We start from the raw sequence: 23117 nt of genomic DNA, 5'->3' as shown, positions 1-23117 counted from the left end.
GCGTTGATATCGACTGAGGACGTTCAGGGATGACGGATGTAGCGCGGCGGCCGCGAACGCTGTTCGACAAAGTCTGGGATGCCCATGCGGTGACGCGCCGCGAAGACGGCGCGGATCTCCTGTTCATCGACCGCCACCTCGTGCATGAGGGATCTTTCCACGCCTTCAACAAGCTGAAGGAGAGGCGCGCGCAGGTGCGCAGGCCCGATCTCACCATCGGCGTCGCCGATCACTACGTACCGACGCGGACCCGCACGCTCAGCGAGATCGCGCCTGATATCGCGGGCATGATCCGTCAGCTCGACGACAATTGCCGCGCCAATGATATCCGCCTGTTCGGCTTCGACGATCCTCGCCAGGGCATCGTTCATGTGATCGGGCCCGAACAGGGCCTCACTCTGCCTGGTCTCACGATGGTGTGTGGCGACAGTCACACCTCGACGCATGGGGCGTTCGGCGCACTCGCCTTCGGCATCGGCGCCTCGGAGGTTGCGCATGTGCTGCTGACGCAATGCCTGTGGCAGAAGAGGCCGAAGCAGATGCGCATCACGATCGACGGTGCCCTTGCATCAGGGATCACCGCCAAGGATATCGCTCTCGCGATCATCGCCAGGATCGGCGCCGATGGCGCCCGCGGCCATGCCATCGAATATGCCGGAACCGCCATCGGCGCGCTGTCGATGGAGGGACGGTTGACGCTCTGCAATCTCGCGATCGAGAGCGGCGCGCGTTGCGGGATGATCGCGCCCGACGAGACAACCTTCGCCTATGTGACGGGGCGGCCGTTCGCGCCCAAGGGCGATCTCCTCGATCGCGCCATCGCGAATTGGCGCGAGCTCGCGACCGACGCCGATGCCGCGTTTGATCGCGAGATCAGGCTCGATGGCACGCAGGTCGCGCCGACGGTCACCTGGGGCATCAGTCCGGAGGACGCGCTGCCGATCAGCGCGGACGTGCCCGATCCGGCCGCCCTCGATGACCCTGCGCAAGCGAGCCATGTGCGCGAGGCGCTCGACTATATGGGGCTCAAGGCGGGCCAGGCGCTCGACAGCATCAAGATCGACCGCGTCTTCATCGGCTCCTGCACCAACAGCCGCATCGAGGATCTGCGCGCGGCCGCCGCCATCCTCGCCGGCCGCACCGCCCGGGTGCCAGGGCTGGTGTCGCCAGGCTCGCACCTCGTCAAGCAGCAGGCCGAGCAGGAAGGCCTCGACCGGATCTTCCGCGCCGCAGGCCTCGACTGGGTCGGTTCCGGCTGCTCGATGTGCGTCGGCATGAATGGCGACCTCGTGCCGGCCGGCGAGCGCTGCGCGTCGACCACCAACCGCAACTTCAAGGGCCGGCAAGGTCCCGGCGCGCGCACGCATCTGATGTCGCCGGCGATGGTGGCGGCCGCAGCCGTGACCGGCCAGCTGACCGACGTGCGGAACTTTCTGAGGGGCGATCGATGAGACCGTTCGACATCATCACGACGACCGCCTGCGCGCTGCCGCTTGCTAGCATCGACACCGATCAGTTGATCCCGGCGCGTTTCATGAAGCGCTCTCGCGCCGACGGTTACGGTCAATACCTGCTCCACGACATGCGCTTCGACGAGGCGGGTCAGGCCAGAGCCGATTTCCCGCTCAACGCCGCCAGCGCTGTCGGAGCCGAGGTGCTGGTGACACGGCGCAATTTCGGCGCCGGCTCCTCGCGCGAAGCCGCGGTCTATGCGCTGGTCGATTTCGGCTTCCGCTGCGTGATCGCGCCGAGCTTCGGCGACATCTTCGCCTCGAACGCCGTCAACAACGGCCTGCTGCCGGCGACGGTCAGCGAGACCGACGCGGAGGAGATCCTGTCCCTGCTGCCATCGACGGGAGCGGCGATCACGATTGATCTCAGAGATGGTCTCATCCGGCTCGGCAATCGCACGTTCTCGTTCAGCGTCGATCCGATCTGGCGCACCAAGCTGCTGAACGGCTGGGACGACCTCGATCTCACGGTCTCCCTGTCTGACGATATCACCGGCTTCGAAGCGCGCGACGTTCGTCAACGGCCCTGGGCCGCTCTTGGAACCCGGCGCGACTGACGCGGACTGACAGAGGCCAGACTGAGAAAGAAAGAAGCCGCCTGCACAGGAAGCACAGGCGGCCCAAGTCCAGGGAGGAAACGCCCCAAGAAGGGCTAAATCTTGTTTATCCGATTTTGTGAGTCGTGGGTATCCGGATGTTACCGGAGGTTGCCGCGACGGATTCTCACCCTTCCGGCCGGTACCGGACTGCCATCAGGCCGCCTGGCGCTCCTAGTGCTGGACGAATTGCAGCGTGACCTTCTCAACATTGGCGTCGACCCACTCGGCCATGCGCATCTCCTCCTGCAGCGATTGTTCGAGCAGCCCGCGGGCTTCGCTGGCGCTGGCCGCACCACACAGCGCCAGCAGCGACTTGTAGGCGGCGATCTCGAAATTCTCGAACGCATTGTTGGCAAAGGTGTTCTTCAGGATCTCGTCGCCTGACATCGCATGTCCCGAGGGATCGCGCGAGACGATCGAGAGGCAAGCAGCAGGAGCAGAGGACATCGCGGCGCATCGCCGATCCCGTCGCGGCGCCAAAGGATGGGACCTCCTCGCCGGCGCCAAACACGACCGCCGCGGCCAAGATCAACGCGATATCAGATCAACGCCACATCGTCGGCGTGACGAGATGTCGTTTCTGGATCGCATCGCGGCGGTCGGCAGCGTCGGCGGCAAGCCCCGTGCCGGCTTCGGGTTCGATCGTGGGGGCTTTGTCGAGCCGGATCACGGCAGGTCCGGCGATACGCCCGGCCCCGTTCGGCTCACCGCCCGCGGCGCGCGCGCCAAGGGAACCGGTATGATCGTTCAGCTTGTCAACGGGGTCGTGCATCTGGCAGCTCCGAGCCCTGAAGCGACGTTACTAATCCTCTCGGCAGATTAGGCGATATCAACTGCGTTAATCCATGCGCGATGTCGCCGCGCTTAACCGATTCGACCGCGCCGCAGCAGAGCATGCGGCTCCATGCCATCGCTTCGTGGCTGCCTGATGACGACGCGCCGCGATCACCAGACCGTGTCTGCGACGTGCTTGCCTGTTCGCCGCTCATGCCTCTCACGCCCCCGGATCACTCCAGGCGCGAGGCGCAACGCGCTGCTCCTATATCATCCGATCGACATCAGGCTGGCATTGCCGCCAGCGGCAGCCGTGTTGGTCGACACGCACACTTCTCTGACGAGTCTGTCGAGCTCATAGTCTCCATCCACCGCACGCTTGATGATCACCGGGATAATAGGCCCGGGCCGCTCGGCCAGCTCTCTGGTCAGCGCGAGCAGTTCCGGGGTCGCGCCGTCGAACAGGACGGCTTGGATGTCGCCGACGTCGCGCCAGGACTCCACAAGCCGAATCCGCGCAAGGTGCGACGGCCCGAGCCCGCCGATCATCGCGCGCACAGATCTTGACGCCTCGGCGACGACCTGATTGCCCGTCGCCAGAATGGCACCGCATTGAAGCAGCAGCGCCTCCTCGCTCTGCGCCAGCGCAAGCACGGCCCCGCGCGGTACGAGGCGATACATGTTGTGTTCACCCACCGGTCCCGGCAGCTCGATCGCCGCGCCGGCGAGCGAGCGCGACAGATGGGCCTCGCAGCGGGCCGCCAATTCGGCGCGCCCCTGGCTGCGCAGCCATGCGACATAGGCCTGCGCGGCCCCGTCAGGGCGGCCGGCCATGCCACGGACCGGATCAGCCGGTGCGGCCGACAGCCCCCGCAGGTACAAGGGGCCGCCCGCTTTCGGGCCGGTGCCCGACAGGCCGGCGCCGCCGAACGGCTGAACGCCGACCACCGCGCCGATGATATTGCGATTGACGTAGATGTTCCCGGCGCGGATGCCAGCGGACAATTGCGCGATCGTCTCCGCGATGCGCGAATGGATGCCGAATGTCAGACCATAGCCGGTGGCATTGATCGCTCCGACGAGATCAGCGAGCTCCTCGCGCCGATAGCGCAGCACGTGGAGAACGGGACCGAACACTTCGCGCTCGACCTCGGCAATCTCGTCGATCTCGATGAGGGTTGGCGCGACGAACGTCCCGGTCGCCGTGCCCGGCGGCAAGATCAGTTCATCCACCACATGACCACGATCGCGCATCATCGCCACGTGGGCGGCAATATTGTCCCGCGCCTCTGTGCTGATGACGGGCCCGATATCGGTCGACAGCAGCGCCGGATTGCCGACCTCGAGTTCGCGCATGGCGCCGCGCAGCATGGCAAGGACGCGATCCGCAACGTCCTCCTGCAGGCAGAGGATGCGCAAGGCGGAGCAGCGCTGACCGGCCGAATCAAAGGCGGATGCGATGACGTCGCCGACGACCTGCTCCGCAAGTGCGGAGGAGTCCGCGATCAGCACGTTCTGCCCGCCGGTCTCGGCGATCAGCGGAACGGGCTGGCCGTCAACGGTGACGCGCGTGGCCAATTGCGTCTGGATCAGACGTGCGACGTCGGTCGAGCCGGTGAAGATGACGCCCTGCACGCGCGGGTCTGCGACCAGCGCCGCGCCGACCTGTCCATCACCGGGCAGCAATTGCAGGACGCCCGGCGGCAGGCCGGCCTCGCACAGGATGCGCACGGCTTCGGCGGCGATCAGCGGCGTCTCCTCGGCCGGCTTCGCCAGCACCGGATTGCCGGCCGCGAGCGCAGCCGCGACCTGGCCGGTGAAGATCGCGAGCGGAAAGTTCCACGGGCTGATGCAGACCACGGGCCCGAGCGCCGGGCGCGCGCGCGCATCGCTTGGCGTTTCGATATCGTCGGAATAATAGCGCAGGAAATCGACCGCCTCGCGCACCTCCGCAACGGCATTTGCATAGGATTTGCCGGCTTCGCGCACGATGAGACCGATCAGAATGCGCCGCTGCGCCTCCATCACGGCCGCCGCTGCGCGCAAAGAGATGGCGCGCTCCCGCGCGCTGGTCGCAGCCCATCCCGGCGCCGCCGCCACCGCATTGGACAGAGCCGCCTCGATCTCGCGCGCCGTCGCATCCCGGACAGCACCGACGACGTCACGATGATCCGCGGGATTGCGGATGGAGCGTGCGCATTCCTCGCTTGTTGCCGTCGACGGCAACGCCCGCCATGGCGCGCCGGCGCTGCGCGTCAGGTCTGCGCCAAGCCGCGCGAGCTCGCTTTCGTCGGCGAGATCGAGCCCGGCGGAGTTCGGCCGCTGCGAGCCGAACAAATCCCGCGGCGCGCGAATCCTCTCATGGGCTGCGCCCGGACGCGACGCGGATCGCACCAGTTGCACGGGATCCGCGATCAAGTCCTCGATCGCCACCGAGGGATCGGCGATGCGGTTGACGAAGGAGGTGTTCGCACCGTTCTCGAGCAGGCGGCGAACAAGATAGGCCAGCAATGTCTCATGCGAGCCGACCGGAGCATAGATCCGGCAGGGCCGCGCCAGCTTTCCGGGACCGACGATTTCCTCGTAAAGCGGCTCGCCCATGCCGTGAAGGCACTGGAACTCATACTGGCCCTGATAGAAGTTTGGTCCGGCCATTTCGATGACCGAGGCCAATGTGCGCGCGTTGTGGGTGGCGAATTGCGGAAACACCGCGTCGGGCGCGCGCAGCAGCTTCCGGGCGCAGGCCAAGTAGGACACGTCGGTATGGGCCTTGCGCGTGAACACCGGAAAGTCCTCGAGGCCATCGACCTGCGCGCGCTTGATCTCGCTGTCCCAATAGGCGCCCTTGACCAGCCGCACCATCAGCCGCCGTTGCGAGCGGCGCGCCAGATCGATGATCCAATCGACGACAAAGGCGCAGCGTTTCTGATAGGCCTGGACGACGAAGCCGATGCCGTTCCAGCCGGCAAGATCCGGGTCGAAACAGAGCGCCTCGAGCAGGTCGAGCGACAGATCGAGGCGATCGGCCTCTTCGGCGTCGATGTTGAGCCCGATGTCGTGCTGCCGGGCCAGCAACACCAGCTGCTTGAGACACGGCAGCAACTCGCCCAGCACGCGGTCCCGCTTCATCCGGCTGTAGCGCGGGTGAAGCGCCGACAGCTTGATCGAGATTCCCGGCCCCTCATAGATGCCCCGCCCGGCCGAATGGCGTCCGATGGCCTGGATCGCGGTCTGGTAAGCGGCGAAGTAGCGGGCCGCATCGGCCGCAGTGGTCGCAGCCTCTCCAAGCATATCGTAGGAGTAGCGGAACCCCCGCGCCTCCCAGCGCTGGCCGTTCGAGAGCGCGTCCTCAATGGTTTGCCCCGCCACGAACTGCTCGCCCAACAGCCGCATTGCAAGCGTGACGCCCTGGCGGATGATCGGCTCACCGCCGCGCGCGATCAGCCGCGTGAGCGCCGAGGCAAGGCTGTCCTCGCTGGCGGCAGCCGTGAGCTTGCCGGTGACGATCAAGCCCCAGGTCGCGGCGTTCACGAGCAGAGACGGACTATGTCCGATGTGCGCGCGCCAATCGCCGGTCGCGATCTTGTCGCGGATCAGCGCATCGCGCGTCGCCGTATCCGGAATCCGCAGCAGCGCCTCGGCCAGACACATCAGCGCGACGCCCTCCTGGCTGGAGAGCGCATATTCATGGATCAGGCCCTCGACCCCGCCCGATGGCGCCTTGCTTCGCAAGCGAACGACGAGATCCCGCGCCAGGGCGGCCGCTCGCTCCAACGCCGCTCCGGACAACGCCGCGAGATCGAGCAGCGGCCGCACGCAATCCGGCTCGTTCCGGCGATGGGCCGAACTGATCGCAGCCCGCAGCTCGCTGTGGGTGCGAAGATCAGCGTTGAATGCGGCAAACGGCGGCGGCACAGGGCCAGGGCCAGCGGCGGTTTCCGCGAGCGGCATGGCGCGTTCTCCCGGTGAATGCAGATGCCGATGATAACAGCAAACGCCTGACCGCGCTGCTGGCCTCGAAGACGGCCGAAACAAGGTCCGTCAGCGGGCCTCGCCGCTGGGGGCGGTCGCGCGCAAACCGATCGTGATGGCCCATCAGGCCATCACGAAAGGCAGATCTTCCCTGCGATCACCCGCCCCGACCTCTTCCCCGGTACACGCCGCCCGATCAAACGCCGCCGGACTGCGTGGATTTGGCGGTAAGCCGCACGTCTGCGGCATCAGACATCGCTGTCTTGGGCGAGACCAGGCGCAGCACGACGACGAAGAACACCGGCACCCAGAAAACCGCCAGGACGGTCGCGGTGATCATGCCCCCGAGCACCCCGGTGCCGAGCGCCTGCTGACTGGCTGCGCTCGCTCCGCTGGCGATGACCAGCGGCACCACGCCGAGAATGAAAGCGAGCGACGTCATGACGATCGGCCTGAAGCGCAGTTCGCATGCGGTGATGGTGGCTTCGACCAGAGGCACCCCGCGCGCCAGCAGATCCTTGGCGAACTCGATGATGAGAATGGCGTTCTTTGCGGACAGACCAATGATGGTGATGATGCCGACCGTAAAGTAGACGTCGTTCGGCAGCCCACGCGACCAGGCCGCGGCCACCGAGCCAATGAGCCCGAGCGGCACCGCCAACATCACTGCGAACGGGATCGACCAGCTTTCATACAGCGCCGCAAGACACAGAAACACGAACAGGATCGACAGGCCGAGCAGGAATACGGCCTGAGAGCCCGCCAGCTTCTCCTGCAGCGACTGCCCGGTCCAGGCATGACCGAATCCTTTTGGCAGCGTCTGCATCAGCCGCTCCATTTCGGCGATCGCATCGCCCGACGTATAACCCGGTGCCGGATTTCCGGTAATTCGCACCGAAGGATAACCGTCGAAGCCGACGACCTGGGTCGGCCCCACGTCCCAGACGACTTTCGCGAAAGACGAGAACGGGACCATCTCGCCTGCGGAGTTCCGAACGCTGTAGGTCAGGAGATCCTCAGGCTTCAGACGCTTGCCGTCCTCGACCTGCACGATCACCCGCTGCATCCGGCCGCGGTTCAGGAAGTCGTTGATGTAGTTCGAGCCCAGGCTGGTCGACAAGGTCGCGTTCATCGAGGCAAAAGTGACCCCCAACGCCGCGGCCTTGACGCGATCGATCTCGAGACGGACCAGCGGCGCGGGCGGCAGACCCTCGACGCTGAGCGGGCCGAGCACGGGTGATGAGGCAGCCGCCTTGAACAGCGTATCCTTGGCCGCCATCAGGGCGTCGTAGCCACGCTGCGATCGGTCCTGCAGGCGGAAGCTGAAGCCGCTGGTGTTGCCGAGATTGTCGACAGGTGGCGGCGCGAGCACCGACACCTGGGCATCGCGGATTTTCGCAAGTTCGGGGTTCAAACGGGCGATCAGGGCATCTGCGCTCTCGTTTCGGCCGCGCTCGGACCAGTCCCTGAGCGTCACGAAGGCCTGCGCGGTGTTGGCGCCCTGACCAAAGAAGCTGAAGCCGGTGATAAAGGAGACCTTGTCGATGCCAGGAGTCGCCGTGAGCTTCTCGCTGGCGGCGTGGACCGCATCCAGCGTGCGGTTCGCGCTGGCGTCTGCCGGCGTCAGGACGTCAACCATCACGAAGCCCTGGTCATCGACGGGGAGGAATCCGCCCGGCAAGCGCCAGAACGCATAGCCCAGGCCGGCCAACAACAGCAGATACAACAGCATGAACCGGCCGCCGCGGACGACGACCCAGCGCGTCGCAGTGGAGTATTGGCTGGTCACCCGCGCAAACCACCGATTGAACCAACCGAAGAAGCCACGGGTCGCGTGTCCATGCCCCTTCTCGATCGGCTTGAGCAGGGTCGCACACAGCGCCGGCGTCAACGACAGCGCCAGGAATGACGAGAAGCCGATCGATATGACCATCGCCGCCGAGAACTGCTGGTACATGATGCCGACAGATCCGGGAAAGAAGGCCATCGGCACGAACACCGCCATCAGCACGAGCGTGATGCCGATGACCGCGCCGGTGATCTGCTCCATCGCCTTGTCCGTCGCGGCCCGCGGGTGCAGCCCCTCCTCGGCCATGATGCGTTCGACGTTTTCGACCACGACGATGGCATCGTCGACCAGAATGCCGATGGCCAGCACCATGCCGAACATGGTCAGCACGTTGATCGAGAAGCCGAGCCCGAGCAGCACGGCGCAGGTTCCGAGCAACGCGATCGGGACCACGATCGTCGGGATCAGCGTGTAGCGAATGTTCTGCAGAAACAGGAACATCACCAGAAAGACCAGCGCCACGGCCTCAGCCAGAGTGAGCAGCACCTTCTTCACCGAGGCGGCGATCACCGGCGTCACGTCGTAGGACACTTCGTATTTGACTCCCGGCGGGAAGAACGCAGCGAGCTCCTCCATACGGGCCTTGACGGCCGCCGCGGTCGCGAGTGCATTGCCCGACGGCGCCAGTTGCACCGCGACGGCAGCCGCCGGACGTCCATTGAGCCAGGATGAGAAGGCATAGGAGAGACCTGCCACCTCGATGCGGGCAACATCGGACAGGCGCACGGTCGAGCCGTTCAGATTGGCTCGCAGCACAATCTCACCGAACTCCTCGGGGGATTCGAGCTGCCCCTTCACGAGCACCATATTCTGCAAGCGCTGCTGTGTCGGCGCCGGCGGGGCTCCGAGGGCTCCGGACGCAACCTGCGCGTTCTGTGCGGCGATCGCGGCATCGACGTCCGCGGGCGTCAGACCGAGCCCGAGCAGCTTGTCTGGATCGAGCCATATGCGCATCGCGCGCTCGGTTGCGAACAGGCGCGCGCGGCCGACGCCGGGCAGTCGGCGCAGCTCTGGCAGCACATAGCGGGTGGCGATGTCGCCCAGGCCGATCTCGTCGAGGCTACCGTCGCTCGAGGTCAGGGTGACGAACTGGAGGATGGCGCTGCTCGCTTCGAGAATGGCGATGCCTTGCTTTCGAACCGCCTCGGGCAGGCGTGGCTCGACCCGCTTGATACGATTCTGGACGTCGACCGACGCCTGCTCGATGTCTGTGCCCGGCTTGAACGATGCAAAGATCTCGACGTCACCCGTGGTGTCACTGGTGGACTCGTAATTCAGGATCCCCGCCGCTCCGTTCAGTTCCTCCTCGATCAGCCGGGTCACGCTGTAATAGAGGTTCTCGGTCGACGCGCCGGGATAGGTCGTGGAGATCGAGATCGATGGCGGGGCAATGATCGGGTATTGCGCAACCGGCAGGAACGGGATTGCGAGCACACCGCCAAGGCAAATGAAGATCGCCACGACCCACGCGAAAATCGGGCGGGCAATAAAGAAACGCGACATCGGATACGGTCTCCGGAGCCTGTTGCGGCCGTCAATTGGATGAGTTCGGAGCGGCGATCCGCCAGGCGACCGGCTTCACCATTTCACCTGGAGAGAACTTCTGAAAGCCGTCGACCACGATGCGCCATCCAGGCTTCAGACCGTCCTCGATCATGACGCCCGCATCGACAGAGCGGCCAACCCGCACCGGCTGGAGTGTCGCCCTCTGCTGATCGTTGATCACGAACACCGCGCTCCCACCGGCCGGCGTACGCTGGATCGCCTGCGACGGAACAACGATGCCATTGGCGTCGATCGCCTCCTCGATCTGAACCCGCACATACATTCCGGGCAGCAGGTCCGCGTCCGGATTCGGGAATTCCCCGCGCAAATTGACCTTCGACGTGCTGGGATCGACGCTCACGTCGGAAAATAACAGGCGCCCACTATGCTTATAGACCGATCCATCATCAAGAACGAGCCGCACGCGCGCGGCTTCGGACGACACCTTTTTCAATCTGCCATCAGCAAGGTCGCGCTTGAGCTGAGCAAGCTCGCCGGCAGACTGCGTGAAGTCCGCATAGATCGGATCAAGCTGCTGAACCGTTGCCAGATGCGCCGCATCCGTTGGACTGACAAGCGCCCCTTCGGTCACCAATGCACGTCCGATCCGCCCCTTGATCGGGGCTCTGACCGTCGCCCATTCAAGATTGAGCTGGGCTTGTTCCACGACGGCTTTCTGTGCCGCCACTTCAGCCTCCGCCTGGCGCTCGGCTGCCAGCGCGAGCTCATATTGAGCCTGCGACGTCGACTGGCTCGTCAATAGCGACTTGAGCCGGTCTTCCTGTCGTTCGGCCTGATAAAGCACGGCTTCAGCCTTTGCCAATGCGGCCCGGGCCTTGTCGAGCTCGACTTGGAACGGGGCCGGATCAATCCGATAGAGTACCGTCCCCGCCTCGACGACACTGCCCTGCTGGAAGCCCCGCTCTGTCACGATACCACTGATGCGAGGCCGCACCTCCGCGATCCTCATCGGCGTAATTCGCCCCGGCAGGATCTTGGTGAGCGTCACCGGCGACGCCTGGACCGTGATGAACCCGACGGCAGGCGCATCCGCCGCCTTGGCTGCCGACGCCCCCTCCTGCTCCTTGCACCCCACGACACTGATCGTCGCAACCAGGAGAAGCATACACCGCGTCGCGTGCTTCGACACACAACCCGATAGGCGTAAGCTCAAGTTCAAGGCCATCGCAACGATCCCCTAGGAAAGGCGTCCATCACCAACCGCATGTCCGCCGGACACGCAACTAAGCAGCGCGATCCGAACAATCAACCCTTCGCGCGCATTGCTATCCTATCGATCGACTGCGACCACGAAATTTCAACTGCCATAAACGTTCGGGAGGAGCAATTGGATCAGTTGGTCGCAGACATTTACGCCCTATCAATCATGCGGGCCGCCGAACTACCGCTACGCATTCATTATACCAGCGCAGCTGCGCCCGGGAGCGACGGCCGTGCGCCAACTCGACGCGGGTCGAGACCGGCCAGCCGCACGCCGCTCCGGACATCAGATGCAGAAGCGGATTGACATACCGATCGCGGCTCGCCACGACGCGGGCCAAGCTTCCGGATTGCGCGTGAGGGTCAAGCGACGTGTACGTGCGGCATAGGCCGCGGAACTCAGTCGAGGGATCGCAGCCACGCCAGTCGCGCGATCGCCCGCGACGCAAGTCGCTGCAACCGGTCGAGCTGCTCGGGATCGGTCGCGCGCTCGGCATGGTCCAGATAGGCGTCCACCAGCGCCTCCGCGATCACCGTCGACTCTGCCTGAACGAGAGCGGCCGGCAATTGCACCAGACCGGCGATCTCCGCCGACATTCTGGAGGCGTCCTGCGCAAGCTCATGGAGACGCTCGGCCGGGCGGCTCGCCGAGCGAGTGGCCATGGCCTCGAGCAACTGCGCAAGCCGCGCCTCCAGCTGACGCGCATCGACGGGCTCTCCGTCGGATGTCGTAACCCCGCCTTCGTTCGCCGTGTGATAGGCGCGCCGCCGCTCCTTGCGTAGCGTCGCGACGTGGCCGAGCTCCTCGCGCGCCATGGCCTCGGACGCTGTCTTGACGTCCGCATTGTCAGTGAACGCGGCGACGTAAGACCAGAACGCGAAGGCACGCTCCTCATTGCGCACCGCCATGGCCAGCGCGCGATACGGCGTCATCAGGCGCGAGCCGTGAATTTCGCTCGCCGCCTCCGGCTCGAACGTCTCGGGCGCGCGCCATCGCACCAGCGCGGCATCGGGAGCGCGTCCCGTGCGCGCTGTCGACCACCGCGCCACGCTGTCGACGTGCTCTCGTTCCGCCGCAGCCAAGCGGGCAAAGACCTCGGCCAGATCGCGACGTCCCTGGCGCTGCATCTCTTCGCTCAACGCCGTGTAGCGATCAGCCGCCTCCTGCTCCATCGCATTCGCGAGCGCAAAAAGCTCGTCAAGCGAGGCAAGGTTCCCGGCGGGTTCCGACTTCAGCAAGAGGGTTCGTGACAACAACATGACGTCAGCCTGCTTTGACGACCTTGCCCGAGACGAGCTCTGAGACGCCGTTGTTTGAGATGACAACGTCTGAATGCCGTGGCGTGTTTGATCCAGCGCAACGTTCGTGAGATTGCAACCCACTAGACAGGGCGCACGATCAGGAGTCAATTTAGGTTGGCTCGATTTGCGCCGAGGATGTCAACGACGACGATCCTCCCTTCCCAACACGACAACTGATTGGAATGCGCGTCCTTCGCGGGGCGAGGGTTCCGCTTGAGGTGATCATGGTTGCGAGTGATGTCGCCACCAATCGAGGACCTATGGCTGCAATGACCCTGGCGGTCCTGATCGCGCTCTGCACGCTGGCAGCGCCGTGGCCAGCGCATGCGGCCGGAGATCTCGCCACCTATCTTTCAAAGATCACGCCAAGCGAGTTCTTTCCCGGCGCGGATCGTTTCGGCGCACCGCAAGGCGAACCGCCGATCGTGCCCGTCTATCGCGGCGATCAGCTCCAAGGCCATGTCTACCTCAATTCCGATTTCGCCAATGCCGTCGGCTATTCCGGCAAGCCGATCCATATTCTCGTCGGCATCGCGCCCAAGGGCGTTATCACCGGGCTGAAGCTGGTCGACCACAAGGAGCCGATCGTGTTGATCGGCATTCCCGAGCCGCGCATCGTTGCCGCGCTCAACGGCCTGCTCGGCAAGGACATGACGCCGATCGCGCAAGGCGCTGAGCATGCGCCGCAAGCCGACATCATCTCCGGCGCCACCGTGACCGTGCTGGTGATGCACGACAGCATCGTGCGCGCGGCGATGCGCCTGATCCGCAGCGGGCGGATTGGCGGGAGCAACCCAGCAGGCGCGGTAACCACACCGCCGAGCGTGATCAAGACGGTCGATCCCGACAAGAGCGAGATCCGCGACTGGACGAGCCTGCTCGGCGACGGCTCGGTGCGGCGGCTGCATCTCAGCATCGGCGACGTCAACGACGCGTTCGCCAAATCAGGCAATACGGCAGCCGCGCAGAATGCGGAGCCCGGCAATTCGGACGACACGTTCATCGACCTCTATGTCGCGCTGGCCAGCGTGCCGTCGATCGGCCGCAGCCTGCTCGGCGAGGAGGGCTATCAGCGGCTGAAAGACCGGCTGCAGCCGGGCCAGCAGGCCATCCTCGTCGCAGGCGACGGCGCCTATTCGTTCAAGGGCTCGGCCTATGTCCGCGGCGGCATCTTCGATCGCATCGAAGTGCTGCAGGACGGCGCCAGCACGCGATTCCGCGACAAGAATCATATGCGGCTGGGCGCGCTGGAAGCCAGCGGTGCGCCGGCATTGCGCGAGATCGGACTGTTCGTCACGCCGCCCGAGTTCACGCTCGACCCGGCCGAGCCATGGCAGCTTCAACTCCTGGTCCAGCGGACCACCGGCAGCCGTGACAAGGCGTTCCTCTCGTTCGACGTCAATTACACGCTGTCCGACGCCTATTTGAAGCGACAGGCGCAGGTTGCTCCGCCGGCCGCGAATGCGCCTGCGACACAGCCTGCCCCGAGCATGGCACAACAGTCGGCAGAGGACGCTGAAGAGCCGCTGTGGATGCGCATCTGGCGCTCGCAAACCGTGTCGGTCGGCATCACTGCACTGGCACTGGCCGTGCTCACCGGCATCTTCTTCTTCCAAAACGTGCTGGTGCGTCGCCCCCTGCTCTTCACATGGGTGCGGCGAGCCTACCTCCTGTTCGTGCTGGTCTGGCTCGGCTGGTACGCCAATGCCCAGCTCTCGGTGGTCAACATCCTCACCTTCACCAATGCGCTGCTGAGCGGTTTCCATTGGGAGTTCTTTCTCGCCGCTCCCCTGATCTTCATCCTGTGGGCCGCGACCGCCGCGGGCCTGCTATTCTGGGGCCGCGGTCCGTTCTGCGGCTGGCTGTGTCCGTTTGGCGCGCTCCAGGAACTGACCAACACCCTGGCGAAATGGCTCAAAGTGCCGCAGATCACGCTGCCCTGGGGCCTGCATGAGCGTCTCTGGCCGATCAAATACATCATCTTCCTCGGCCTGTTCGGTTTGTCCCTGTACTCGGTCGCGCTCGCCGAGCAGGTCGCCGAGGTCGAGCCGTTCAAGACCGCGATCATCCTGAAATTCGCGCGCAGCTGGCCGTTCGTGCTGTATGCGGCGGCGCTGCTCGGCACCGGCCTGTTCATCGAACGGTTTTTCTGCCGCTACCTATGCCCACTCGGCGCCGCACTCGCCATTCCCGGACGTATCCGCACCTTCGAATGGCTGCGCCGCTGGAAGGAATGCGGCTCGCCCTGCCAGCGCTGCGCCAAGGAATGCCCGGTGCAGTCGATCCATCCCGAGGGGCACATCAACGTCAATGAGTGCATCTACTGCATGCATTGCCAGCAGCTCTATTACGACGACCAGCGCTGCCCGCACATGATCCAGGTCCGGCTCAAGCGGGAGAAATTCGAGGCGATGTCATCGCCGTCGATGCGCAAGTCCAGCCCAAAGACACTGATCACGCATGCCGGCCAGCCGCTGACGGCCCCGGTCCAGCCCCCCGATCTCACCCGTCCAACATAAGGAGACCACGATGGCGCACGACGACGACCAGACCAAACTCAGCCGCCGGCAGATCGTCGGCACGGCCGCACTCGGTGCGGCCGGCGTGGCCGGCGGCATCGGCCTGACCAAGACGATCGAGACCACGCCGGCCGCAGCGCAGCCGCGGCCAGCCCCAGGCAAGGCGGAGGTCGCGCCGGGCCAGCTTGACGATTACTACGTGTTCTTCTCCTCAGGCCAAACCGGCGAGCTCCGCATCGTCGGCATGCCGTCGATGCGCGAGCTGATGCGCGTTCCCGTCTTCAACCGCTGCAGCGCCACCGGCTGGGGCCAGACCAATGAGAGCCGCAAGATCATGACCGAGGGGCTGCTGCCGGAGACGCGCGAGCGGCTCAAGGACAGGCTCGGCATCTGGATGAATGGTGATTGCCACCATCCACACATGTCGTTCACCAACGGCACCTATGACGGGCGTTACGTCTTCATCAATGACAAGGCCAACACCCGCCTCGCCCGCATTCGCACCGACGTCATGAAGTGCGACAAGATCATCGAGCTGCCGAACCAATACACGATACATGGCATGCGGCCGCAGAAGTTCCCGCGCACCGGCTATCTGTTCTGCAACGGCGAATATGAGGTGCCGCTGCCGAACGACGGCAAGGTGCTCGACGACAAATCGAAATACTGGTCGATCTTCTCGGCCGTCGACGGCGACACCATGAAGGTCGCCTGGCAGGTGATCGTCGATGGCAATCTCGACAACACCGATTGCGACTACCAGGGCAAATATGCGTTCGCGACCTGCTACAATTCCGAAAAGGGGGTGACGCTCGCCGAGATGACGGCCAGCGAGCAGGACTGGGTGACGATCTTCAACATCAAGCGCATCGAGGACGCCGTCAAGAAGGGCGACTTCAAGGAGATGAACGGCGTACCCGTCATCGACGGCCGCAAGGGTTCGCCCTACACCCGCTACGTGCCAATCTCGAACAGCCCGCATGGTCTCAACACCGCGCCCGACGGCATCCACGTCATCGCCAATGGCAAGCTGGCGCCGACGGTCACGGTGATGGACGTTCGCCTGATCGACGGCCTGTTCGACGACAAGATCAAGCCGCGCGACATCGTGGTGGCCGAGCCCGAGCTCGGCCTCGGGCCGCTGCACACCGCCTTCGACGGCCGTGGCAACGCCTACACGACGCTGTTCCTGGACAGCCAGGTCTGCAAATGGAGCCTCGATCTCGCCAAGCGCGCATTCAAGGGCGAGAAGGTCAACCCGATCATCCAGAAGCTCGACGTCCATTATCAGCCCGGCCACAACCACGCCTCGATGGGCGAAACGCGGGAAGCCGACGGCAAATGGCTGCTGTCCCTGAACAAGTTCTCCAAGGATCGCTTCCTGAATGTCGGTCCGCTGAAGCCGGAGAATGACCAGCTGATCGACATCTCCGGCGACAAGATGGAGCTGGTGCATGACGGCCCGAGCTTCGCCGAGCCGCACGACGCCGTGATCGTGCACCGCTCCAAGCTCGAGGGTCGCGTGACCTCGATCTGGAAGCGCGACGACCCGTTCTTCGCCGATGCGCGCAAGCAGGCCGCCGCCGACGGCGTCACCCTGGAAAGCGATGCCAAGGTGATCCGCGACGGCAACAAGGTGCGCGTCTACATGTGGTCGAGCGCTCCCGCCTATGCGCTCGAGAAATTCGAGGTCAAGCAGGGGGACGAGGTGACGGTCTATGTCACCAATATCGACGACGTCGAGGACCTCGTGCACGGCTTCTGCATCGTCAACTACGGCGTCAACATGGAAATCGACCCGCAGCAGACCTCGTCGGTGACCTTCATCGCCGACAAGCCCGGCGTGTACTGGTATTTCTGCACATGGTTCTGCCACGCCATGCACATGGAAATGCGCGGACGCATGCTGGTCTCGCCGCGGAACGCGTGAGACGATGCGGCGCAGGCGCCATATCGTGACATTGGGGCTGGCGGCGCTCGTCGCCGCCAGCCCCCCCTGCCGCGCGCCCGCAGCGACGCTGCGGGTCGCAGCCGGCACCCCTGACCTTCAGGCCGTTCTCGATGGCACCGCTGACGGCGACGAGATCATGCTGGCGCCCGGCACCTATCGCGGGCCGCTGCGGGTCCCCCACCGCCTGACGCTGAGCGGCGCGGCCGGTTCGGTGATCACTGGTGAAGGCCAGGGCAGCGTCATCACCGTCACCGCACCGGGCACCGTGATACGCGGCCTCGCCATCGGCGGCTCCGGCCGCTCGCTGGAGCAGATGGACTCCGGCATCTTCGTCGCGCAGTCCGCGCACGATACGCTGATCGAGCAGAACAAGCTCGAGGACAATCTGTTCGGCGTCTATCTGCACGGCGCGGCCAACGCCATGGTGCGACACAACAGCATCGTCGGACGGCGCAGCACGCAGCCTGGCGGCGCCGGCAACGGCGTGTCGGTGTGGAACGCGCCCGGCGCCCAGGTGACCGACAATGACATCCGCTACGGCCGCGACGGCGTGTTCGTGATCACGAGCCGCAACAACCTGTTCAGCCGAAATCGCTTCAGCGACCTGCGCTTCGCGGTCCACGACATGTACGCCAATGACAGCGAGATCTCCGACAACATCTCGACCCGCAACATCATCGGCTATGCGATGATGTTCTCGAAGAACCTGGTGGTGAAGGGCAACGTCTCTGACCATGATCGCGATCGCGGCCTGCTGTTCAACGCAACCAACGGCTCGCAGATTTCCGGCAACAGCGTGATTGGTGGCCTGCAGCCAGCCGACCGCTGGGCCACCGCGGAGAACCGCGGCTCCGATGAAGGCGTGCCGCAGACCGAGACGAGCGCGTTCGGCGCGGGCTCCGGCGTCCGGCCGGGTCCCGAGAAATGCGTGTTCATCTACAATACCAACAACAACCGCATCTTCGACAATTGGCTGGAGGGCTGCGAGATCGGCGTCCATTTCACCGCCGGCTCCGAGGGCAACGACATCCGCGGCAACGCCTTCGTCGGCAATGCCAGCCAGATCAAATATGTCGGCAGCCGTCATCTCGACTGGTCGAAGAACGGCCGCGGCAATTACTGGAGCGACAACCCCGGCTTCGACCTCAATGGCGACGGCGTCGCCGACACCGCCTATCGTCCGAACGATCTCATCGACCGTGTGCTGTGGACGGCGCCGGCCGCCAAGGTCCTGATCAACAGCCCGGCGGTGCAGGTGATCCGCTGGGCGCAGGCGCAGTTCCCCGCGATCCTGCCTGGCGGCGTCGTCGACAGCCATCCGCTGATGGCGCCGCCGGCGCGCCGCACCGCTCCGGAGAGCCACGCCCGATGACCGCGACCATCCATATCGCCGACGTGATCAAGCGTTACCGCAAGGTCGAGGCCGTGAAGGGCGTGTCGTTCGACCTCGCCGCGGGCGAGATGGTCGCTCTGATCGGCCACAACGGCGCCGGCAAGACGACGCTGATGAAGATGATGCTCGGCCTGATCCGTCCCACCGGCGGCACCATCGCCGTGCTCGGGGAGAATCCAGCCGCCGGCGAATTTTCTTCCCGTCGGCAGCTCGGCTATCTGCCGGAGAACGTCGCCTTCGACGCCGCCCTCACCGGCCGCGAGACGCAGTCCTTCTACGCCCGGCTCAAGCGTGAGCCGGTGCAGGAGGCGCTGGCGCTGCTCGACATCGTCGGTCTCGGCGACGCGGCAAAGCGCCGCGTCAACACCTACTCCAAGGGCATGCGCCAGCGCCTCGGCCTGGCGCAGGCGCTGATCGGCCGCCCGCGCGTGCTGCTGCTCGACGAGCCGACCACCGGCCTCGACCCGGAGCTGCGCCAGACCTTCTACGACGTGGTCCAGAAGCTCGCCGCTGAAGGCACCACCGTGCTGTTGTCGTCGCATGCGCTGACCGAACTGGAGGAACGCGCCGGCCGCGTGATCATCATGAACCGCGGCTTCAAGGTCGCCGATGGCACGCTGGACGAACTGCGGCGGCTGGCGCGATTGCCGACGCGCATCCGGGTCAGAGTCGCCAACCTGCCGCCAGCGGGCCGGCCAGCCTGGCTGCCCGCGACCGCCTCGTATCGCCGGATCAATGGCCACATCGTCGAGATCGACGCGGCGCCGAACGAGAAGATCGAGCTCCTGCGCCGCGCGACCGCCGACGGCAACGCCGTGCAGGATCTCGAACTCATTCCGCCCAATCTCGACGAGCTCTATGCGCATTTCCTGCGCCATGCGGAGCGTCCGCAATGAACAGCGTGATCACCATCGCCGCCAAGGAAATCCAGCAGGCGATTCGCAATCGCTGGGTGCTGGCGGCGACCCTGCTGCTCGCCGGCCTCGCGCTGTCGCTGACCTTCCTCGGCAGCGCGCCGACCGGCACGGTCGGTGCCCGCGCCCTCGATGTCGTCATCGTCAGCCTGTCGAGCCTGACGATCTTCCTGATCCCGCTGATCGCGCTGCTGATCGCGCATGACGCCATCGTCGGCGACATGGAGCGCGGCACCATGCTGCTGCTGCTGAGCTATCCGGTGGCGCGGTGGCAGGTGCTGCTCGGCAAGTTCCTCGGCCATCTCGCCGTGCTCGCTTTCGCGACCTGCCTCGGCTACGGCGCAGCAGCCGCGGCGCTGCCGCTCACCGGCAGCAGCTTCGACAGCGAGGGGTTTGCTGCCTTCGCCGCGATGATCGGCTCCTCCATCCTGCTCGGTGCGGTGTTTGTCGCGATCGGCTATCTCGTCAGCGCCGTGGTGCGCGACCGCGGCACCGCCGCGGGGCTGTGCATCGGGCTGTGGCTGGCACTGGTGCTGATTTACGACATGGCGCTGCTTGGCCTGCTGGTGCTCGACCAGGGCCGCAACATCTCCGGCGGCGTGCTCAACGCGCTGCTGCTGCTCAACCCGACCGACGCTTACCGGCTGTTCAACCTGACCGGCTTCGCCAATGTCAGCCTGTTCTCCGGAATGGCCGGGCTCGCCGGCAGCAGCACGCTGTCGGTGCAGGCGCTGCTCACCGCGCTCGTGTTGTGGATTCTGGTCCCGCTCGCCGGCGCCACGCTGGCCTTTTCCCGGAGGGAGCTATGAAGCGCCTTGCTCGCGCCTGCGCCGTTGGCGTCGCCCTCGTGCTCGCCGGCTGCAACGACAAACAGGCCGCCGCCCCGCCGCCCCCGATCAAGCTGAGCGCGGAGGCAGTCGGCCACTATTGCGGCATGAACCTGCTCGAGCATTCCGGGCCCAAGGGACAGATCTTCGCCGCCAGCCTGATCGAGCCGGTGTGGTTCTCCTCCGCGCGCGACGCCATCGCCTTCACGATGCTGCCGGACGAGCCCAAGGACATCCAGGCCATCTACGTCTCCGACATGGCAAAGGCGGTGAGCTGGGACAATCCCGGCGCCGACAATTGGGTCGAAGCGCGCAAGGCGGTATTCGTGATCGGCAGCCGGCTCAAGAGCGGCATGGGGAGCGACGAGGCGGTGCCGTTCTCCGCTCGGAGCGCCGCCGAGCGCTTCGTCGCCGAGCATGGCGGCCGCATCGTCGGCTTTGCCGAGGTGCCGCGCGACTATGTGCTGAGCTCGGCGGATGATCGCGACGGCGCAACCGGGCCGGGCTCCAAAGACAGCAATTGAGCAGACGCTGATGACCCATCACCTCTCGCGACGACGCTTCATCCGTATCAGTGCTGCGATGGCGGGACTTGCGCTGGCTCCACGCGCCACCGATGCCGCCCAGGACATGAGCGGCCTGGTCGAATGGCGCGGCACCCTGCTCGGCGCCGTCGCCACCATGAAGCTGCACCACCCGGATCGCGCGGAGGCCGAACGGCTGATCGCGCGATCGGTCGCCGAAGCACGCCGGCTGGAACGGCTGTTCAGCCTCTATCTCCCGGACTCTACCCTGGTCACGCTGAACCGCACCGGCGTGCTCGTCGAGCCGGCACCCGAGCTCGTCGACATTCTCACGCTGTCGCAGCGCTATGCTGTCCTGACCGACGGCCGCTTCGATCCAACGGTTCAGCCGCTGTGGACGCTTTACGCCGATCACTTCGCGCGCCCCGATGCGGATCCCGAGGGCCCGAAGCCGGCGGCGATCCGCGAGGCGCTGGCACGGGTCGGCTATGACCGGCTCACTGTGAGCCGAGATCGAATCGTCATGCCGCGTGGCACGGCGATCACCCTGAACGGCATCGCGCAAGGCTATGTCACCGACCGGATCGTTGATCTGCTGCGCAGCCAGGGGGTGCGGCAGAGCCTCGTCGACATGGGCGAGGCGCGGACCATCGGCACACGGCCGGACGGACGCCCCTGGGACGTCGCGATCGAGGATCCGGACGTCGCCGGTCGCACGGCCGCGATGCTGGCCGTCATCGACCGGGCCGTATCGACATCCGGCGCCTACGGCTTCCGTTTCGACCCTCAGGGCCGCTTCAACCATCTGTTCGATCCGCAGAGCGGCGGCTGCGCACATTCCTATCGCAGCGTGGCGACCGTGGCCGGCGATGCCACGGCTGCGGACGCGCTCTCCACCGCATTCAGCATCATGCCGGAATCCGACATCCGCGCGCTGATGCCGCGCGCCGAGATCGATCGCGTTCACCTGACCGACGTGAACGGGATGGCCGTCGATCTCCTTGCCTGACCGCCGTCGCGGCGCGCGGCAGCAAGTTCATCCGCAAGCAAGTCGGACGGACGGCCGTACGGATCGAGCAACGGAGCGATATGGACGGATCGAAGCCGCCCGGCCCCACGGTCCCTAGCGCGTTCTCGCCGGCGCCCTGAATCAAGCCGTGACTAGGATGATGCTGTTGGGGTCAAGGCCGGCAAGCGCAGCTCATGAGACAGGAGTTGGACCAGCTTGGCATGGCTTGGAACGCCCAGCTTGGTTCTGATGCTGCGCAACTGATGGTCGACGGTGTGAACCGAGCGCCGCAGGTCGCGCGCGATTTCCTTGTAGCCCATTCCCTTTGCGGCGAGACGCGCGACACGGATCTCCGCTTCCGTCAGTTGCAAGGACATGCTGGTCAAGGCGACCGACTGCGGAGCGTCGTCGTCCTGCAACGACTTCGAAGCCGCAAGAATCGGCGAAACGACCTCTTGCAGCACCGCCCTGAACAGATCGACCAAGGCGATCTCCCATGCGCGGTTGGCGCGCGTGAGCCGGTCAACGGACATCAGACCGAACGGCCGACCATCGTTCCCCCTCATGGGCATGACAATCTTCGTCTTGGTGCCGGTGGCCAGGAGCGCGGCACGCAAGGAACGACTCAGTCCCGCCGCGCTCGCGACCACCTCCAGCACGAGAGGAGCGTCGGCGTTCCAAAGCTGCCGCATCCCGGGATCGGAATTATCGAGCGTCGCCCCTTTTGCGCTCCGTGTGTCGCAGCCCGCCAACGCGCTCTCCCAGCGCCCGCAGACGTAGACGGCATCGGACGGACGGCCGATATTGCCGTCGACGCGCTCGCCCTGCACCCGCTCCAGCAACCATTGCGCGGCAATATTGCCCGCCAAGGTCATATCATCGATCGCCAGCAACATATGTGCAGCGAGGTCCCGCGCCGGCGCCAAAGAGATTGCGCCGCGGACGTCGAGCAAGGACGCGCGCAACGCCTGCTGCTTGCGAAAACAGGCCGCATCTCGGTTCACGACCACGCTCCTTCGTCGGCAATGAAGCGGTACCACCCGACACTGCCCATGCTGGTCTCTCGCGCGATCGGGCCGGATGAATATGCGACCGCTCAAAACCACTGCAGCGGCATCGCTTCCCGGACGATCTGCCCGCCAGCGTCAGCTGGTTACCTCGCACGTTCACAAAGCCTATTCGCAGCCGGAGGTGATGGCAAGCCCGC

At 65.4% G+C, this 23117-nt stretch carries 16 protein-coding genes; 9 read left to right on the top strand and 7 right to left on the bottom strand.

The genetic code is table 11. The features are described from left to right. The first annotated feature begins 29 nt into the window (after positions 1-29). Together leuC and leuD are read left to right on the top strand one after the other, a co-directional pair. Positions 30-1451 (top strand): 3-isopropylmalate dehydratase large subunit, encoded by a 1422-nt coding sequence (gene leuC, locus ACVIJ6_RS20960; RefSeq protein ID WP_456774246.1) that lies wholly within the window; start codon positions 30-32, stop codon positions 1449-1451. After that, positions 1448-2068 (top strand): 3-isopropylmalate dehydratase small subunit, encoded by a 621-nt coding sequence (gene leuD, locus ACVIJ6_RS20955; protein ID WP_456774245.1) that lies wholly within the window; start codon positions 1448-1450, stop codon positions 2066-2068. The genes leuC and leuD overlap by 4 nt, the downstream gene beginning before the upstream one ends. A gap of 213 nt (positions 2069-2281) precedes the next feature. Here leuD and ACVIJ6_RS20950 read toward each other — a convergent pair whose 3' ends face one another. The 6 genes from ACVIJ6_RS20950 to ACVIJ6_RS20925 all read right to left on the bottom strand — a co-directional run bounded on the left by ACVIJ6_RS20950 (position 2282) and on the right by ACVIJ6_RS20925 (position 12731). Next, positions 2282-2557 carry a DUF892 family protein gene (locus ACVIJ6_RS20950; RefSeq protein ID WP_456774244.1) on the bottom strand — a complete coding sequence of 92 codons (276 nt, stop codon included), beginning with the start codon at positions 2555-2557 and terminating at the stop codon, positions 2282-2284. A 97-nt stretch (positions 2558-2654) separates the two neighbouring features. Further along, the gene (locus ACVIJ6_RS20945; RefSeq protein WP_456774243.1) at positions 2655-2882 is read right to left on the bottom strand and encodes a hypothetical protein; all 228 of its coding nucleotides are present in this window, start codon (positions 2880-2882) and stop codon (positions 2655-2657) included. Positions 2883-3154: 272 nt separating this feature from the next. Then, positions 3155-6835 (bottom strand): trifunctional transcriptional regulator/proline dehydrogenase/L-glutamate gamma-semialdehyde dehydrogenase, encoded by a 3681-nt coding sequence (gene putA / locus ACVIJ6_RS20940; RefSeq protein WP_456774242.1) that lies wholly within the window; start codon positions 6833-6835, stop codon positions 3155-3157. A gap of 217 nt (positions 6836-7052) precedes the next feature. Next, complete coding sequence (locus tag ACVIJ6_RS20935) at positions 7053-10208, bottom strand: multidrug efflux RND transporter permease subunit (RefSeq protein WP_456774241.1); 3156 nt, start codon at positions 10206-10208, stop codon at positions 7053-7055. 31 nt (positions 10209-10239) lie between these two features. Next, complete coding sequence (locus ACVIJ6_RS20930; protein ID WP_456774240.1) at positions 10240-11376, bottom strand: efflux RND transporter periplasmic adaptor subunit; 1137 nt, start codon at positions 11374-11376, stop codon at positions 10240-10242. A gap of 494 nt (positions 11377-11870) precedes the next feature. Then, positions 11871-12731 carry a ferritin-like domain-containing protein gene (locus ACVIJ6_RS20925; protein ID WP_456774239.1) on the bottom strand — a complete coding sequence of 287 codons (861 nt, stop codon included), beginning with the start codon at positions 12729-12731 and terminating at the stop codon, positions 11871-11873. A gap of 302 nt (positions 12732-13033) precedes the next feature. Between ACVIJ6_RS20925 and ACVIJ6_RS20920 the strand changes: the two genes are divergently transcribed. Genes ACVIJ6_RS20920 through ACVIJ6_RS20890 form a run of 7 tightly spaced genes read left to right on the top strand, consistent with a single transcriptional unit; the run spans position 13034 to position 21910 of the window. Further along, a complete protein-coding gene (locus tag ACVIJ6_RS20920; protein WP_456774238.1) occupies positions 13034-15292 on the top strand; it encodes a 4Fe-4S binding protein in 2259 nt (752 codons plus the stop codon). Between the two features lie 10 nt (positions 15293-15302). Continuing rightward, entirely contained in the window at positions 15303-17222 is a 1920-nt protein-coding gene (gene nosZ, locus ACVIJ6_RS20915) for a TAT-dependent nitrous-oxide reductase (protein WP_456774237.1), read from the top strand. A 4-nt stretch (positions 17223-17226) separates the two neighbouring features. Next, a complete protein-coding gene (locus ACVIJ6_RS20910) occupies positions 17227-18615 on the top strand; it encodes a nitrous oxide reductase family maturation protein NosD (protein WP_456774236.1) in 1389 nt (462 codons plus the stop codon). Continuing rightward, positions 18612-19532, top strand: a complete 921-nt coding sequence (locus ACVIJ6_RS20905) for an ATP-binding cassette domain-containing protein (RefSeq protein WP_456774235.1) — start codon at positions 18612-18614, stop codon at positions 19530-19532. Before ACVIJ6_RS20910 ends, ACVIJ6_RS20905 begins: the two co-directional genes overlap by 4 nt. Further along, on the top strand, positions 19529-20359 hold the full coding sequence (locus tag ACVIJ6_RS20900) for an ABC transporter permease (RefSeq protein WP_456774234.1): 831 nt from the start codon (positions 19529-19531) through the stop codon (positions 20357-20359). The genes ACVIJ6_RS20905 and ACVIJ6_RS20900 overlap by 4 nt, the downstream gene beginning before the upstream one ends. Then, on the top strand, positions 20356-20901 hold the full coding sequence (locus ACVIJ6_RS20895) for a nitrous oxide reductase accessory protein NosL (RefSeq protein WP_456774233.1): 546 nt from the start codon (positions 20356-20358) through the stop codon (positions 20899-20901). The genes ACVIJ6_RS20900 and ACVIJ6_RS20895 overlap by 4 nt, the downstream gene beginning before the upstream one ends. 10 nt (positions 20902-20911) lie before the next feature. After that, positions 20912-21910 carry an FAD:protein FMN transferase gene (locus ACVIJ6_RS20890; protein ID WP_456774232.1) on the top strand — a complete coding sequence of 333 codons (999 nt, stop codon included), beginning with the start codon at positions 20912-20914 and terminating at the stop codon, positions 21908-21910. A gap of 152 nt (positions 21911-22062) precedes the next feature. On the opposite strand, the gene ACVIJ6_RS20885 is transcribed toward ACVIJ6_RS20890, so the two are convergent. Then, positions 22063-22806 carry a helix-turn-helix transcriptional regulator gene (locus tag ACVIJ6_RS20885; protein ID WP_456774231.1) on the bottom strand — a complete coding sequence of 248 codons (744 nt, stop codon included), beginning with the start codon at positions 22804-22806 and terminating at the stop codon, positions 22063-22065. Positions 22807-23117 lie beyond the last annotated feature (311 nt).

Source organism: Bradyrhizobium sp. USDA 4369, assembly GCF_054056435.1.
The sequence above is the reverse complement of the archived record's forward strand: the minus strand, read 5'-3'. Positions and strand labels throughout refer to the sequence as shown.

What these genes read in the sequence shown, in the direction of transcription:
- ACVIJ6_RS20895 (WP_456774233.1), top strand. Translation starts at nt 20,356, where the DNA reads ATGAAGCGCCTTGCTCGCGCCTGCGCCGTTGGCGTCGCCCTCGTGCTC.
- nosZ (WP_456774237.1), top strand. Translation starts at nt 15,303, where the DNA reads ATGGCGCACGACGACGACCAGACCAAACTCAGCCGCCGGCAGATCGTC.
- ACVIJ6_RS20935 (WP_456774241.1), bottom strand. Translation starts at nt 10,208, where the DNA reads ATGTCGCGTTTCTTTATTGCCCGCCCGATTTTCGCGTGGGTCGTGGCG.
- ACVIJ6_RS20885 (WP_456774231.1), bottom strand. Translation starts at nt 22,806, where the DNA reads ATGTTGCTGGCGATCGATGATATGACCTTGGCGGGCAATATTGCCGCG.
- ACVIJ6_RS20920 (WP_456774238.1), top strand. Translation starts at nt 13,034, where the DNA reads ATGGCTGCAATGACCCTGGCGGTCCTGATCGCGCTCTGCACGCTGGCA.
- ACVIJ6_RS20890 (WP_456774232.1), top strand. Translation starts at nt 20,912, where the DNA reads ATGACCCATCACCTCTCGCGACGACGCTTCATCCGTATCAGTGCTGCG.
- leuC (WP_456774246.1), top strand. Translation starts at nt 30, where the DNA reads ATGACGGATGTAGCGCGGCGGCCGCGAACGCTGTTCGACAAAGTCTGG.
- ACVIJ6_RS20945 (WP_456774243.1), bottom strand. Translation starts at nt 2,882, where the DNA reads ATGCACGACCCCGTTGACAAGCTGAACGATCATACCGGTTCCCTTGGC.
- ACVIJ6_RS20905 (WP_456774235.1), top strand. Translation starts at nt 18,612, where the DNA reads ATGACCGCGACCATCCATATCGCCGACGTGATCAAGCGTTACCGCAAG.
- leuD (WP_456774245.1), top strand. Translation starts at nt 1,448, where the DNA reads ATGAGACCGTTCGACATCATCACGACGACCGCCTGCGCGCTGCCGCTT.
- putA (WP_456774242.1), bottom strand. Translation starts at nt 6,835, where the DNA reads ATGCCGCTCGCGGAAACCGCCGCTGGCCCTGGCCCTGTGCCGCCGCCG.
- ACVIJ6_RS20950 (WP_456774244.1), bottom strand. Translation starts at nt 2,557, where the DNA reads ATGTCCTCTGCTCCTGCTGCTTGCCTCTCGATCGTCTCGCGCGATCCC.
- ACVIJ6_RS20930 (WP_456774240.1), bottom strand. Translation starts at nt 11,376, where the DNA reads ATGCTTCTCCTGGTTGCGACGATCAGTGTCGTGGGGTGCAAGGAGCAG.
- ACVIJ6_RS20900 (WP_456774234.1), top strand. Translation starts at nt 19,529, where the DNA reads ATGAACAGCGTGATCACCATCGCCGCCAAGGAAATCCAGCAGGCGATT.
- ACVIJ6_RS20910 (WP_456774236.1), top strand. Translation starts at nt 17,227, where the DNA reads ATGCGGCGCAGGCGCCATATCGTGACATTGGGGCTGGCGGCGCTCGTC.
- ACVIJ6_RS20925 (WP_456774239.1), bottom strand. Translation starts at nt 12,731, where the DNA reads ATGTTGTTGTCACGAACCCTCTTGCTGAAGTCGGAACCCGCCGGGAAC.